Source organism: Nostoc sp. C057 (assembly GCF_013393925.1).
GTDB classification, from domain to species: domain Bacteria; phylum Cyanobacteriota; class Cyanobacteriia; order Cyanobacteriales; family Nostocaceae; genus Nostoc; species Nostoc muscorum_A.
Window position 1 is genome coordinate 6,689,688 of record NZ_CP040281.1, and the last position, 14,625, is coordinate 6,704,312.

At 41.0% G+C, this 14,625-nt stretch carries 12 protein-coding genes; 3 read left to right on the forward strand and 9 right to left on the reverse strand.

Going from position 1 to position 14,625, the window contains the following annotated elements; genetic code table 11:
- Positions 1-108: 108 nt before the first annotated feature.
- Both xseB and xseA read right to left on the reverse strand, forming a co-directional pair.
- Positions 109-342, reverse strand: coding sequence for an exodeoxyribonuclease VII small subunit (xseB, locus tag FD724_RS28530; protein ID WP_179074920.1), 234 nt, complete (start codon positions 340-342; stop codon positions 109-111).
- Between the two features lie 42 nt (positions 343-384).
- A complete protein-coding gene (gene xseA / locus FD724_RS28535; RefSeq protein WP_179075655.1) occupies positions 385-1,620 on the reverse strand; it encodes an exodeoxyribonuclease VII large subunit in 1,236 nt (411 codons plus the stop codon).
- 148 nt (positions 1,621-1,768) lie between these two features.
- Here xseA and FD724_RS28540 point away from each other — a divergent pair, with 148 nt between their 5' ends.
- Both FD724_RS28540 and FD724_RS28545 read left to right on the forward strand, forming a co-directional pair.
- Positions 1,769-2,017, forward strand: coding sequence for a helix-turn-helix domain-containing protein (locus FD724_RS28540; RefSeq protein ID WP_179074921.1), 249 nt, complete (start codon positions 1,769-1,771; stop codon positions 2,015-2,017).
- Positions 2,018-2,061: 44 nt separating this feature from the next.
- Complete coding sequence (locus FD724_RS28545; protein WP_179074922.1) at positions 2,062-3,048, forward strand: site-specific DNA-methyltransferase; 987 nt, start codon at positions 2,062-2,064, stop codon at positions 3,046-3,048.
- 17 nt (positions 3,049-3,065) lie between these two features.
- On the opposite strand, the gene FD724_RS28550 is transcribed toward FD724_RS28545, so the two are convergent.
- A complete protein-coding gene (locus FD724_RS28550) occupies positions 3,066-3,659 on the reverse strand; it encodes a restriction endonuclease (RefSeq protein WP_179074923.1) in 594 nt (197 codons plus the stop codon).
- 366 nt (positions 3,660-4,025) lie between these two features.
- On the opposite strand from FD724_RS28550, the gene recA reads away from it, so the two are divergent.
- On the forward strand, positions 4,026-5,105 hold the full coding sequence (gene recA / locus FD724_RS28555; protein WP_179074924.1) for a recombinase RecA: 1,080 nt from the start codon (positions 4,026-4,028) through the stop codon (positions 5,103-5,105).
- 219 nt (positions 5,106-5,324) lie between these two features.
- Here recA and FD724_RS28560 read toward each other — a convergent pair whose 3' ends face one another.
- The 6 genes from FD724_RS28560 to FD724_RS28585 all read right to left on the reverse strand — a co-directional run bounded on the left by FD724_RS28560 (position 5,325) and on the right by FD724_RS28585 (position 14,604).
- Positions 5,325-6,047: an FHA domain-containing protein gene (locus tag FD724_RS28560; protein ID WP_179074925.1), complete on the reverse strand. Its 723-nt coding sequence runs from the start codon at positions 6,045-6,047 to the stop codon at positions 5,325-5,327.
- A gap of 588 nt (positions 6,048-6,635) precedes the next feature.
- Positions 6,636-8,240, reverse strand: a complete 1,605-nt coding sequence (locus FD724_RS28565) for a serine/threonine-protein kinase (protein ID WP_114082453.1) — start codon at positions 8,238-8,240, stop codon at positions 6,636-6,638.
- A 403-nt stretch (positions 8,241-8,643) separates the two neighbouring features.
- Positions 8,644-9,474: a squalene/phytoene synthase family protein gene (locus FD724_RS28570; protein ID WP_179074926.1), complete on the reverse strand. Its 831-nt coding sequence runs from the start codon at positions 9,472-9,474 to the stop codon at positions 8,644-8,646.
- Positions 9,475-9,985: 511 nt separating this feature from the next.
- The gene (locus FD724_RS28575; protein ID WP_163937745.1) at positions 9,986-10,129 is read right to left on the reverse strand and encodes a hypothetical protein; all 144 of its coding nucleotides are present in this window, start codon (positions 10,127-10,129) and stop codon (positions 9,986-9,988) included.
- A gap of 110 nt (positions 10,130-10,239) precedes the next feature.
- Positions 10,240-10,392, reverse strand: coding sequence for a hypothetical protein (locus FD724_RS28580; RefSeq protein WP_179074927.1), 153 nt, complete (start codon positions 10,390-10,392; stop codon positions 10,240-10,242).
- A 273-nt stretch (positions 10,393-10,665) separates the two neighbouring features.
- The gene (locus FD724_RS28585) at positions 10,666-14,604 is read right to left on the reverse strand and encodes an S-layer family protein (RefSeq protein WP_179074928.1); all 3,939 of its coding nucleotides are present in this window, start codon (positions 14,602-14,604) and stop codon (positions 10,666-10,668) included.
- Between the last annotated feature and the right edge of the window lie 21 nt (positions 14,605-14,625).

The following is a 14,625-nucleotide window of genomic DNA, read 5'->3' on the forward strand; positions in this document are numbered from 1 at the left end:
CGGAGATTTACTAAAAAATATTGATAATAAAAATTATTTCTTTTTAACTAGTTTAGCTGTTTAATTATATTTAAATTCCTAAATAACTTACACTAAAAAGTCTGGCTTCTATTCTTCACTTAATGTTTCTATCAACAAATCCACCTGCTGCTGTCGCTGCTGCAAAAAAGTTTCACACTGACGCAAATACTCAACAGCACTGGCAAATTGGTCAAACACCGCTTCCAATTCTAACTCACCCGCCTCAATGCGAGTAATAATTCCCTCGATTTCAGCAACCTTCGCCTCATAATTCCAACCTTCCATCGAATCAGAACTAGAAGCACTTTTACGTTTAACCATTAATTTCTCCGTGTCCTCTGCGCCTCTGCGGTTCGTTTACTTCTACGGTTCGTTTACTTCTACAACCTTCACTCTAACCCCACCCTGCCCCAACTGAATCAACAAATCTTCTCCCACAGCCAACTCCGCCGCCGAACGAGCGATCGCCCCATCTTCCCTTCTCACCACTGCATAACCACGCTGCAATACAGCTTTCGGGTTAAGAGTTGCCAACTTTTGCCGTAATAATTCTAAATGCTGCCTTGCTTGCTGCGATCGCCCCGTCGTAATTTGCACCAAATGCTGACGCTTCCAAGTTAGCTTTTCCACCTCTTGCTGCACTTGCCGATCTAACCGCAAACGTCGCAAACGATTACGTAATACTTGCAGTTTATTCTTGGCATTTTCTCTAAAGTCATGCACCACCTCATGTAAAGCGACAACTCGCTGCCGATGTTCAGTATACAACTCTGAAAGTGATGGCACAACCATTTCTGCTGCCGCAGTGGGTGTATGCACACATACATCTGCAACTAAATCCGCCAAAGATTCATCTCTTTGATGTCCGATACCAGTAATTACCGGGATAGAACAACTAGCCAGTGATCGCACCACTCGTTCATCATTAAAACAGGCTAACTCTTCCACCGCGCCGCCACCCCGCGATAAAATTAGCACTTCGGCGCGTCCATCTTTTTCCACTCGCTCAATTGCCTTCACGATAGATTCAGGCGCTTGCTCACCTTGTACCGTCGCTGGAGAAAATAAAACGTGTAAACCTGGATACCTTTGATTGAGGGTTTTTTGAATATCACCCCAAGCAGCAGCCGTTGGGGAAGTGACAACAGCGATCGTTTGAGGGTGGATGGGGAGCGATCGCTTTCTTTGCGCGTCGAACAACCCCTCAGCCAGCAAGCGATTTTTGAGTTGTTGATAGCGCAACGCCTGTAAACCAACACCAGCAGGTAGAGTCTGCCAAACTGATAACTGATACTCTCCCCGTTGTGGATATAGGCGAATACTACCCAAAATAATTATTTGCTCACCGGCAACTGGCATTTGGGCGAGTTTTGGCAATTGGCTATTCCATACCACACATTTAATTCCGGCGGTGCGATCGGTATCTTGCAGCGTAAAAAATAAACCACTGCGATGGTGGTTAGCACTGGAAACTTCACCAGTTACCCAAACTTGCCGCAATTGTTCATCTTGCTCTAACAGCAAACGGATATAGTCAGTTAATCCAGAAACTGAAAGCGCTGTATCAAGAATCAGAGAGTCGGGAAGGTCGAAAGTCATCAAAGATGCCTGAAAGCATTTGTGCTGAAGAGATTCTAGCATTTTAATGAAAACCAAAGCTTAACCCAGTAAACGCTTCAATCTTTTGTAGACATCATCATCATTGCGCTTACCGACTAAAATGTAAATCTTGCTCAAGAAAACATGTATGACAGACTCTGCTTCTAACAACAGTTCTGAATTAGTCTCTGTAGCTCAAACTGCCAATTTACTTGGTATAACCCGTCAGCGAGTACACGACTTAATTAAGAATGGTCAGATTATAGCCTGCAAACTAGGGCGTTATTATTACATAGAAGTTGCTGAAGTAGAGAGATATAAGAATCAGCCTATTGGAAAACCCTATCAACCCCGTAGTACAACCTCTCAGAAAAATTCTATTGACAATTGTCAATAGAATTTATAAACTCAAGCTACAATAAAGTACTAAAGGTAAAATTAATGCTCCCTTTTCAACTGATTGCGACTGATGTTGCAACTCAACAAGGATTGCAACAGATTTATAAAAGTGAGTATGGAATTCTCTATCAGGGAGATTGTGTTAAACTCCTTTCAGCATTGCCTAACGAATCTGTGGATCTGGTATTTGCTGACCCACCTTTTAACCTTGGTAAAGAATATGGTGAAGGTGTAAGCGATCAAATGGAGGCAGATAAATATTTAATATGGTCGCAACAGTGGCTTAGTGAGAGCATTCGAGTCCTTAAACCCGGTGGAAGTCTATTTGTATTCAACTTACCCAAATGGTGCATCGAGTATGGTGCATACCTCAATAGGCAAGGGATGTGTTTTCGGCATTGGATTGCTTGTAGAATGCCAAAATCTTTTCCAAGAGGTAAGAAGATGTCTCCTGCTCACTACGGACTAATTTACTACACCAAAGGAGAACCAGCAGTCTTCAACAAAGTTTACACACCCATTCAAGTTTGTCGACATTGCGGTGGAGAAATTCGTGACTATGGTGGACATCGCAAAAAACTTAATGAGAAAGGTATCAACTTAATGGATGTTTGGGATGCGCCAGAAGAAGTTTGGGAAGATGCTTCTGAAGCTGACTCTACTGAAGTTTTATGGACATTAACAGAGGAAATATGGGCTGACATTCCACCAGTTCGGCATCGTCGGCACAAAAAACGAGTTCCCAACGAACTTGCCCCCATTATGCTAGAACGAATTATTGCAATGGCATCTAATCCGGGTCAAATTGTGGTTGATCCATTTGGAGGCTCTGGCACTACATTTTACGCAGCAGAAAAACTACAACGTTACTGGATTGGCTCAGAAATAGGCGATACACATCCAGCACTAGAACGATTAACTGATCTAGCTAATGGCATCATAGAACAATGGGAATCGGCAAGAGGAAGCAAGAAATTAAAACAAAGCAAGCCAACTGCGTTACAACTTCCAATTCCTTATTCTACATAGAATGTATGCAGGAAACTTCAGACCAAGGCACGACCATCAGTACCTTTAGTAAGTGTTGGTACATTGCTATCTAAGCGATCATGTTCAATTACAAAGATTATAAGAAAACCCTCTTGAATTTGAACTGCCCGCCAAACATCAAAGTATGGCTCTAACTCTTCGTAATTCCCAATTCGATCTGTTAGGTAAGGGTAAAGTTTTCTGCTAGGGAGTACCAAGGCAGCACCTAGAAAAATACCACGTAGTAATCCGAGAATCATTTTATTGACTGCTCGATGGCTTGAGGAAATATTACCAGTTTCCCACTCAAGAGCGAAAAGATAATTGTCAATGACCTTTGTTGCATCAACCTTTCCTGGTGATTTAGTTGCATATTTAATTCGAGTTTCAAGACTCCATCCAAACCGATCTCTTAAGGCAATCATGCAAGCTTCTTTAATTGGCTTGACACCATTACCATGCCTTGTTGGATTGATTGTAAAGCTGGATGTACCGGGAGGATAGACAATTAGAGAGATAGCATCACGAATTTCAGTACGAATGATATACCAATCGCTTGATTCTTCAAAACTTCCAACACTAATTAAAGAAACTTCCTGAACAATCTTCATCACTAACTCTCAATTGACTTTTTTCCCACCACTCTAGAAGCCATCTACATCTTCCCTTTACCCGATGATGCTCCTGTCCTATCGATGATATGCTGAATACCATTGCCTGTGTTGCTTAAATAATTTTTCTTTGAAAACCCTTGCTTACCCAGCCAAAAAAAGCTATCTCTGAATGCAAGTTGGTATCATTGTGCAAAACTACCCTAATCTGGTAGCGATCGAGTTACGATCTTGTCACACCCTTTTTTGATTTGAGAAGTCCTATTCCAGAATTTTCTGGTTAAAATAGTATATCTGTTCTACTCAAACTTCGACACCGACACTCCTTAAAACCATATATTTAGATTAGAGGCATTAGAGGCAGAAATGGCTATCAACACCGATACTTCCGGCAAGCAAAAAGCACTGACTATGGTGCTAAACCAGATTGAGCGCAGCTTTGGTAAAGGGGCAATCATGCGCCTGGGCGATGCTACCCGGATGCGGGTGGAAACAATTTCTAGTGGAGCGCTTACCCTAGATTTAGCATTGGGTGGTGGTTTACCCAAGGGGCGGGTCATAGAAATTTATGGGCCGGAAAGTTCCGGTAAAACTACAGTAGCGCTACACGCGCTCGCCGAAGTGCAAAGAAATGGCGGTATTGCTGCCTTCGTTGATGCTGAACACGCCCTTGATCCTACTTATGCTGCGGCATTGGGTGTAGATATTGACAATTTGCTGATTTCCCAACCTGACACTGGCGAATCAGCTTTGGAAATTGTCGATCAGCTTGTACGCTCTGCTGCGGTTGATATTGTAGTCATTGACTCAGTAGCAGCACTGGTTCCCCGTGCTGAAATTGAAGGCGATATGGGTGATATTCACGTTGGTTTGCAAGCGCGGTTGATGAGCCAAGCTCTGCGTAAAATTACGGGCAACATTGGTAAATCTGGTTGTACAGTAATTTTCATTAACCAGTTGCGGCAAAAAATCGGTGTTACCTACGGTAGCCCAGAAACCACGACTGGAGGTAATGCATTGAAATTTTACGCTTCGGTGCGCTTGGATATTCGTCGAATTCAAACCTTGAAGAAAGGTACAGATGAATTTGGTAATCGCGTTAAAGTCAAAGTCGCCAAGAATAAAGTAGCGCCGCCCTTCAGAATAGCGGAATTTGACATAATTTTTGGGAAAGGGATTTCTACCTTGGGTTGTATTGTAGACTTGGCAGAAGAAACTTCCATTATTGTCCGCAAGGGGGCTTGGTATAGTTACAACGGCGATAATATCTCCCAAGGAAGAGACAACGCCATTAAGTATCTAGAAGAAAAGCCTGAATTCGCTGAAGAAATTAAAAAACTGGTGCGTGAAAAGCTAGATAAAGGCGCTGTTGTTTCTGCTAACTCCGTAGCTAAAGCCAGTGAAGAAGATGAAGAGGAAGATGTCGATTTAGAACCAGAAGAATAAGGAATGTGGATTTATTTATCTGCAATTTTGAATGTGTAATGGGTTACAAAAACAGCTAACCCATTTTTTGTAAAAGGTTGATCAGTTATTCGTTAGGCATTTCTAGTTCTAATCAGGTAAAAGTAGGGGCACAACAATTAACATTGTTGTGCCCCTAAGAATTGTATATATTTCACCCAATTGAAAATTATGGCAATTTTCAATTTTTTAACTGGGATTTTATGGTATTTGTCTGCTAAAAAAGCGGTCTAAAATTTCTGATTTCTGTTCTGAACTAAAGTTGTCATAATAATGTTCAAGCTTCTCAAATAGCCGGGAATTTCGGAAAATCTCTAAATTCTCATCTACTTTCTCAGGTATATATTTTTGTTTATCACGCGGAAAAGAAAGTATTTCTACTTGATTGTCATTTTTACGATGCACAAGCTGCATCAATAACTCCATTGCTACAGTTGGCAAAACACGGCACGTATAATTCACAAAAAAATCAAAAGTCATATTGCCTAGACGGATGCGATCGCCATCTTCGAGCTTGATCGGCTCTAAAGCGCGATCGCCATTCACAAATGAGCCATTGGTACTGTTGAAGTCTATGAAGTAGAAGCCTTGATCATCAATATATTGAATAGCCGCGTGGCGACGAGACATATAGTTATCAGCAATGCAAATACCACTGTTCTGATTACGACCTATTGTCCATATCTGCTGTGGCTGTCGTAAACTTTGGGTCTGATTGTCACACAAGTTAGTCATCAAATAAACAGTAGACGTATCCACTACACCATGTACGTAACGTACCTTCATCTTTTTCAACGACGGTTGAGATAGGTTTTCTAGCTGAAGAATTTCATCTAAAAGGCTGCTGTGGTGTTCATACAATTTAAGGAATACTTGATATAAAGTTAATCGCCGTTCTATTTCTGTTTGTGCAAAGTCAGCCATGATATATAAACCTTGTATTGCCTGATTTCGGTTGTGACTATTCTGCTTCAGCCTACAATCAGGGATAATTAATTAATTTTTCACTTTCTACTGCCATCTGAAAACTTGAGTGGCTTAAGAGCGTTAGATTTTACAGCTTTTACTTACCAGAACCCCTGTCGTTTATAGCAATAAAGAGCATATAAATACTAAGGAAAAACTATTGTGATACTTTATTGTTTATTGTAAATAATCATTTGTTATTTGTAACAGATGATTATTATAAAGATTTGATTAAGAATTGCCAATCATCACCGTATTTTTGCTAGACAATGGGATATTTCTTAATATTTGTAAGAGTGATGGCTATCGAACAAAGCAACTATAAAAATTCTGAGCTGTTCATAATAAGACCAATACGCGCTCTGAATAAATCTAAGTTTTATCAAGAAAAATAAGAGTTAATTTATCATGCCAATAAGAAAATCAAAGCCTTGTGAAACAATATAGTTTCAACTAAGACTTGCTCCTCTTTAAACCTCATTAAAAAGTAGGCAAATAGTCTGGAAACCAGTGGCTTGCTCTGGCTCCAAAATCTCAACTTTCAACTTACAATAAGCCTCGTTTACCATTGGGGCGGATGGTCATCCAATTTGTTTTTGCTAGTGCTAGCTGCTCATCAGAAATTTTGGCACTAGTGAGATTAGCACCACATAGATTAGCTCCTCGCAGGTTAGCATTGCTGAGATAAGCATTACTGAGGTCTGCACCTCGCAGGTCTGCCCCTTCTAAATCAGCATGGTTAAAGTATGCTTTGGTCAAATTAGCATCCTTGAGATTTGCTTTACTAAGGCTGGCTCTGCCAAAGTCACTATTGTGAAGATTAGCTCCCTGGAGATTAGTTTTTTGGAATTGAGTGGAATGGAAATTTGTTCCTGATAAGTCAGCACCTTGCAGGTTCAACAAACTTAAATTGTGAAGAGCAAAATCTCGTCTTCCCTTTTGATAGGCGGTTAACAAACTTTGGGTATCTAACTTACGCTCAACTTTAGAATTTTGAACTTGCAAACCATTACTGTTGCTGTTAGCTAAAGTGGTTGATTTGCCCATCCCAGAACCCTGGTGTGATCCAGCAGCTTCTGCTGCCTTAGCTCGTCTGGCACGAATTGCTGCCGCTACCTGTGCCACTCCTGCACTGGTGGCAGCAACAGAAGAGTTGTTACATAAAACAGCAGAATTTTCCAGATAGTTGTGTGTTCGCTCTTTAGAACCAGTATCTGATTTAATCAGTAAACCCTTTGCTAAACTTTCTAAGTATGGTTCTATTTCCAATGCTCTAAGAACTTCTGCGGCTGACTGATAGCGATTACGTACAGAAACTTCTAACATCTTTCGTAATACATTGCTCAAGTGATCGCTCACTTGCACAAGTTGCTCCCACATCATCTCGCCAGTGTTGGGATTGTAATCTAAATCTTTAGGAGTTTTGCTAGTCAGTAAATAAATACATGTCACCCCCAGAGCATAAATATCACTGGCATAGACTGGACGCATAGCCATTTGCTCTGGAGGTGCAAAACCAGGAGTACCAATCGCATAAGCAGTTAATGCTGTTTGCCCTGATTGACTGATCGCGCCTTGAGTGACTTGGTTTTTGACGGCACCAAAATCGATAAGTACCATCCTGGCATCTTGAGTGCGACGAATTAAGTTGGCTGGCTTGATATCACGATGGATCACCTTTTGCTCGTGAATGTATTGGAGGAGTGGTAGAATCTCGCTTAAGAATTGCTTGACTCCAGTTTCGGTCAAGATGCCGTTAAGTTTGACCTCCTCCTGCAATGTATCACCACTGATATATTCTTGAACTAAGTAGAATTGTTCATGATCTTCAAAATAGTCTAGCAACCTTGGTACTTGGGGATGATTGCCAATCTTACCTAGAGTTTTGGCTTCTCGTTCAAAGAGTTCTCTGGCCATCTGTAAAACGTGTGGGGCGCTTCCTGATGGGCGTAATTGTTTGATTACGCAACTCGGTTCTCCTGGTAAGCCTTGATCGTTGGCTAAGAAGGTAGCTCCAAAGCCACCTTGACCTAATGGTTTGATCACCTGATAGCGATCGCGCAACAGTAGTTGCGAGCCACAAGACTGACAACTTTGGCTATTTACCAAATTTTCTGGATTGGGACAGATAGGATTTAAGCAGTAGCTCATGCACTGTCAACTCGCTGCACGAATAATCACGGGGAGCGTTACACTCTCTTTTAATTATTTAGACATTAATCAATTCTTGCCAGGTAATTTTTGCTGGAAATCCTTTGAAGAGTTCCTAAAGTTTACCTGGTATTACGTAAATAGTCGCAAAAATAATGCAATTGATTATACTTGTATTAATAAATGTTTGAGTTACTTGTTTACATTGCTAGAACAGAGTAAAGTCTCAGACTTTGAATTTAAAATCCCAGTTGCACTCGAAACACACCAAAGTTGCCATCCAAAATTCAACCAAAATTGGTATTAGAGGGCAGTGCCCATCCTACAAAAATCGCTGTAGGATTTTGGATGCCCGAATTTGGAGGCAATTTAGAATTATCTCCATTAGTTTTTAACAGACTATTTAGCTGGCTTTCATATTCACACTAATTAGCTGTTCGATAAGTGCAAAAACATCACTGCGGCTGAGTTTCTCTTTACCATTAGCAAGAGCATCAAGGGTGCCATTAGCCAAGGTTAAGGGAATTTGGCAAAAATCTAAGGCTGGGCCGGTAGGAAGGTCTTTGGTGTAAGCTTCTGCCAGAGCTAGATTGCGCCGCGCATACTCTTGCATATTTTCTGCACTCCAGCCTTCTGGAAAAAAGTCTACCCCACGCCTTAAATCTTCAGTGTGGTTACGCAGGATATTAACTGCTTGCAAACCGCGACCAAACCCAATCGCCTGGGTACGGTTCGTTTGTGTTCCATCGTACCAAGTCCATAAGTCCGAAAGTAACAATCCCACTGCGCCTGCAACCCCAAAAGTATAACGATCCAAATCAGATTCTGTATAAATTTCCCAGTTTCTTTCTGCCCAGTAAGCCATTCGGTCTGACATTGCAGCAGTGGCATCCCAAATTCGAGGTGCAATAGTCTCAGGTGCTAGCAGCAACCATTCTCTAATTCTCAGAGTAACTTCTTCTAAGGTATTTTCATACCCATTAAATCCTGTAAAGAAAGCCTCTACTGCGAAGCCATCAACTCCTGCCTGTAATGTCAGGCTAATGCTTCTTAACAGCTTTGCTTTAGTCGCATTATCTATTTCGGGATGATCTTCAATTTCATCAATGGCACGCATACACAAATATGCTGATGCTACTGCTTCTTGTAATCCTGGCGGTAAAAGACTAATTGGGATATAAAAAGTTCGGCTAGTTTCCTTGAGGATTTGCAATGCATCTCTACGTAAATTCATGTTTCCACTCCCCGATTGATTTTGCACCACATGAAGTTTGCAGTTTTTTTGATGATACTGGATATAGTTTTAACTAAACTTTAAAAACTATAGACTATAAGATACGCTAGTATTTCATCTAAAAATTAATAGTTTTTGGTGTTGCAATTAACAAAACTCTCAAATTTATCAAAGTCTAGTCTAGTATATAGGCTTTTGGTTGCAAAAATATCTAAGTGTTCTTTGATATAGCTTTCATAAAGTTTTAGTGTAGATATAAAGAATTATGCTAATATTTGGTTGATGAGCATCAAATTTTCTCCATGAGCAAACATCCCTTTTAGGGATTTATAAAGTGTTTTAAGTCTGCGTTAATCTGACTAACTCAGTGGCTCAAATTGTCCTTGTCTGGGAAAGTGTAGACACACACCTGGATCAAAATCGGTCAACGGTGCTTTCTTCAGGATTTCTACGTTAGTTAGTCTACCCAGGTGTAATACTTCTAACTCCTGCTACATCTTATCTATTGATTTTAGGTCTGGAGGAAAAATATAGCTGTCAAGTAGTTCCAAGTCGCAGTTAATGTTTTCTTGGGTAGCGATCGCCTCTCTTCTGTAGTATCAATTACTGTTGTATAATTTTGGGCAACAAGTTTTACACCCTCTTTGCCTTGCATTTGCTCTAGCTAGTGGTAGCAATAATTCAGTAACCTCGATAAGTGGGCCGTTGCTCTTGCTGTTTGACTGCCATCAATAGGACTATCATCCAGCACGACCATTGATTATTTTACCTGCGTCGGTTAAAGCACTTTGACATCCATGCTATCCCAGCACCGACAACGCACACATCTGCATGAGTATTTTCGGTAAGCACAGCTTGAACTAGGACTGCTGCCGTTGTCATCCCAACATAAATAATTTTACCAGCGTCGTTTTGCATATTTTTTCTGAGTTTTAAGCCTAACTTATCTGCTGTAAATACAGTTATAAAGGTCAGAGTAATGAAAAGGTAATCTTAAACCAAATAATTCTGCACACTTCATTTTGCTGTACTCTACACCGTATTTTTTTTCGCCTTGTTACTGATGGTATTTGGTATTTAAATCGCAAAATTGTAAGGGCACAAATATATTGCGCCCCTATGTGTGTGATCTATTTAATTGAAAGTCGATTAATGTTTGGATTACACTTTCACTTAGTTTACCCAACCCAACTATGCCTGAATGATGAAGTCGGAGGCAGTAAGAGTGGGCGCACCAGTAAGTTGTGCAAATTGACCACCAGTGCCGAAACCAGCAGCGCTACCATTTTGATTGTATAGTAACTGTCCAGTCATAGAGTCGTAGACAATCACAGCATTGCTAAGTGCCCCTAAACTGGTGATTTGAAAATTACTAGCGTTACTAAAACCCGTTCCTACAACAGAAGTAATGGCACTAAAGGTGGTCTTAGACAGGATAATTTTGTCACCTTGAGAGCGATTAAAATCAGCAATGGTATCAGTACCTATAGCAGCACTCGCAAAAGCCGTATTACTGTTGTAGACGAAAGTGTCAGCACCCATACCACCCACAAGAATATCATTGCCTTCTCCACCCACAAGAGTATCATTGCCTTCCCCACCAATAAGAAGATCATTACCTTTACCACCAATGAGAAGATCATTGCCAGTACCACCCCGCAGCAGGTCATCACCGCTTTTCCCATCGATGATGTCATTACCCCCTTGACCGTTAATCACATCGTTGGAGTTGTCAAAACCAACGATGTTATTGTTCAAGTCATTGAGGAAAGTAACGGTGTTTTTGTTGAAAATGCTACTTTGAGTGGAGTTGGCATTAATTACATCAAAGCTGTCAGAAACACTTACTTGTCCGTCGAATATGATATTACCGACGGCGGATTGTGTTGTCGATGCAGCTAAGTTCTCCAGGTTTTCTAACTGAAAGTTTTGCAGAGTGACTTTGGTATTAGCCACATCTTCAAAGGTGACTTCTAAATTATTGCCATTTTGAGTTAATTGCAGATTTCTCGCAGTCAAGCCAGCCCCAATAAATTGCAAGGTATCTACTTTGGCAATTACCGCAGCCGAAGGATTTGAGCTAGTACCTACACCACCAAAATCGCTGATGATGTCATTGCCATTGTTTTTTCGGGTAATAAAGATGTCATTGCCAGCTGTACCATTAATAACTCTGGGTTTAACTACGCCATTAATAGCAAAGTCAAAAGAGCTTTCATCACTATCGTTGTTGCTTAAAATCAGAGTGCCACCATAGGTTCCAGGTGTAGTGGTGTTGAGTGCCACCGTAATCGCGGTGGAAGCATTTGCAGCCACACTTGTTGGCAGAGTTCCCACCAAACTAAATCCGTCGGGAAGTTTGAGATTACTGAGGTTGAGTGCAGCTGTACCTGTGTTCTTGATGGTAAAGGTTTTGCTGAGAGTATTACCAGTAATGACATCACCAAAGTTAATCGCAGTAGTACTACCATCTGCAATGTCAACTGTGCCGTTAAGAACTTGAATTTCGGGAGCAGGAACAGGTTTAACTATGCCATTAATAGCAAAATCAAAAGAGCTTTCATCACTATCGTTGTTGCTTAAAATCAGAGTGCCACCATAGGTTCCAGGTGTAGTGGTGTTGAGTGCCACCGTAATCGCGGTGGAAGCATTTGCAGCCACACTTGTTGGAAGAGTTCCCACCAAACTAAATCCGTCGGGAAGTTTGAGATTACTGAGGTTGAGTGCAGCTGTACCCGTGTTCTTGATGGTAAAGGTTTTGCTGAGAGTATTACCAGTAATGACATCGCCAAAGTTAATCGCAGTAGTACTACCATCTGCAATGTCAACTGTGCCGTTAAGAACTTGAATTTCGGGAGCAGGAACAGGTTTAACTATGCCATTAATAGCAAAATCAAAAGAGCTTTCATCACTATCGTTGTTGCTTAAAATCAGCGTGCCACCATAGGTTCCAGGTTTAGTGGTGTTGAGTGCCACTGTGATGGTGGTGGAAGCATTTGCAGCCACACTTGTTGGAAGAGTTCCCACCAAACTAAATCCGTCGGGAAGTTTGAGATTACTGAGGTTGAGTGCAGCTGTACCTGTGTTCTTGATGGTAAAGGTTTTGCTGAGAGTATTACCAGTAATGACATCGCCAAAGTTAATCGCGGTAGTACTACTATCTGCAATGTCAACTGTGCCATTGAGGACTTGAATTTCGGGAGCAGGAACAGGTTTAACTATGCCATTAATAGCAAAATCAAAAGAGCTTTCATCACTATCGTTGTTGCTTAAAATCAGAGTGCCACCATAGGTTCCAGGTGTAGTGGTGTTGAGTGCCACCGTAATCGCGGTGGAAGCATTTGCAGCCACACTTGTTGGAAGAGTTCCCACCAAACTAAATCCGTCGGGAAGTTTGAGATTACTGAGGTTGAGTGCAGCTGTACCCGTGTTCTTGATGGTAAAGGTTTTGCTGAGAGTATTACCAGTAATGACATCGCCAAAGTTAATCGCGGTAGTACTACTATCTGCAATGTCAACTGTGCCATTGAGGACTTGAATTTCGGGAGCCGGAGCAGGTTTAACTATGCCACTAATAGCAAAGTCAAAAGAGCTTTCATCACTATCGTTGTTGCTTAAAATCAGCGTGCCACCATAGGTTCCAGGTGTAGTGGTGTTGAGTGCCACCGTAATCGCGGTGGAAGCATTTGCAGCCACACTTGTTGGAAGAGTTCCCACCAAACTAAATCCGTCGGGAAGTTTGAGATTACTGAGGTTGAGTGCAGCTGTACCTGTGTTCTTGATGGTAAAGGTTTTGCTGAGAGTATTACCAGTAATGACATCGCCAAAGTTAATCGCAGTAGTACTGCCATCTGCAATATCAACTGTGCCGTTAAGAACTTGAATTTCAGGAGTGGCAATGGTGTTGTGGGGGGCTTCGTATGCACCAATATCAATCACTGCCGTGCTATTCCCATCGCCATCTTGAGGAGTTTTATTAGTTATACTATTGAAAATATTGGAACCAGCATCAATTGCGGGACTACCAGGTTGGAGACTAAAGTTACCATTGGTTGGATTAACAAACAACGGGTCTTTGTTTAAAATATTCCCTGAACCTGTAACGTTCAAAACTCCGTTGTAAGCAAGGTTATTGTTGAATGTAAGATTAGTAGACTTATTGCTGACAATAAGAGACTCCCCCTTGCTTCCATACAGAATATTGTTATAGACTCGAACATTTTTAGCATAGTTAAGGAAAATTTCTCCGTCTGAAAGTACTTTTGAATTTTGGTAAATTGTATTATTAACAATGTCTACAGGGTTTTCTCCTTTTAAAATCTGAATACCTGCCCCGCCATTGTTGTAAGTTAAGTTGTTACTGATTAAAGCTTTACCAGCGTAAGCAACATCTCCAACATAAGAAGTGTCAAGCATTATTCCATGACCTTCAGTTATTTTTCCTACTACCTTCCAAGGAACTAATGATTGATTATCAAAAACAGTATTGCCTTTTATAATTACTTTGTAATCTGTTGTGTTGTTATCGGAATTCCAAAGGTTAAGCATAGTAATACCTTGTGTACCATAAGGTGAGTACCATGCATTTCCAGTAACGACATTATTTTCTACTGTAATGTAGTCTGCTTGTGTTGTTGCAATTCCTCCTCCTGGAAACTTGGAAATATTATTATTACTAATTGTGATATGACTTGAATGTTGATTTGGATTGTCACTGCTGACGGTAACAAAAATACCATTTCCAGATGTTGCTGGATTATTTAAATTGTCTTTTTGGTTAAGTGCATCTTCTAATTTAAGATTGTCCCGATTTCCTACCAATGTTAAGCCTTCAATTGCTATGTAGGTTGAGCCTGTAATTGATATAGCCTGCCAATTTTTTGCGTTTGCTTCTAAAACAGGTGTGTGCCCAGGTAGTGCCTTAAATGTGATCGGTGCATTAGCCGTACCCTGCTTATTTGCAATACTCAAGATATTGGCGTAAGGCGAGGTGTAAGTACCATTCATCACGTAGACTGTATCACCTGCCTTCACCAAGTCGGCAGCTTTTTGGAGGCTGCGAAATGCATCTCCCTGGCTCAAACCATTAGATTTATCATTGCCTGTTCCAGAAACGTAATATGTAGCCATCTATTTACTCCGAATGGGTGT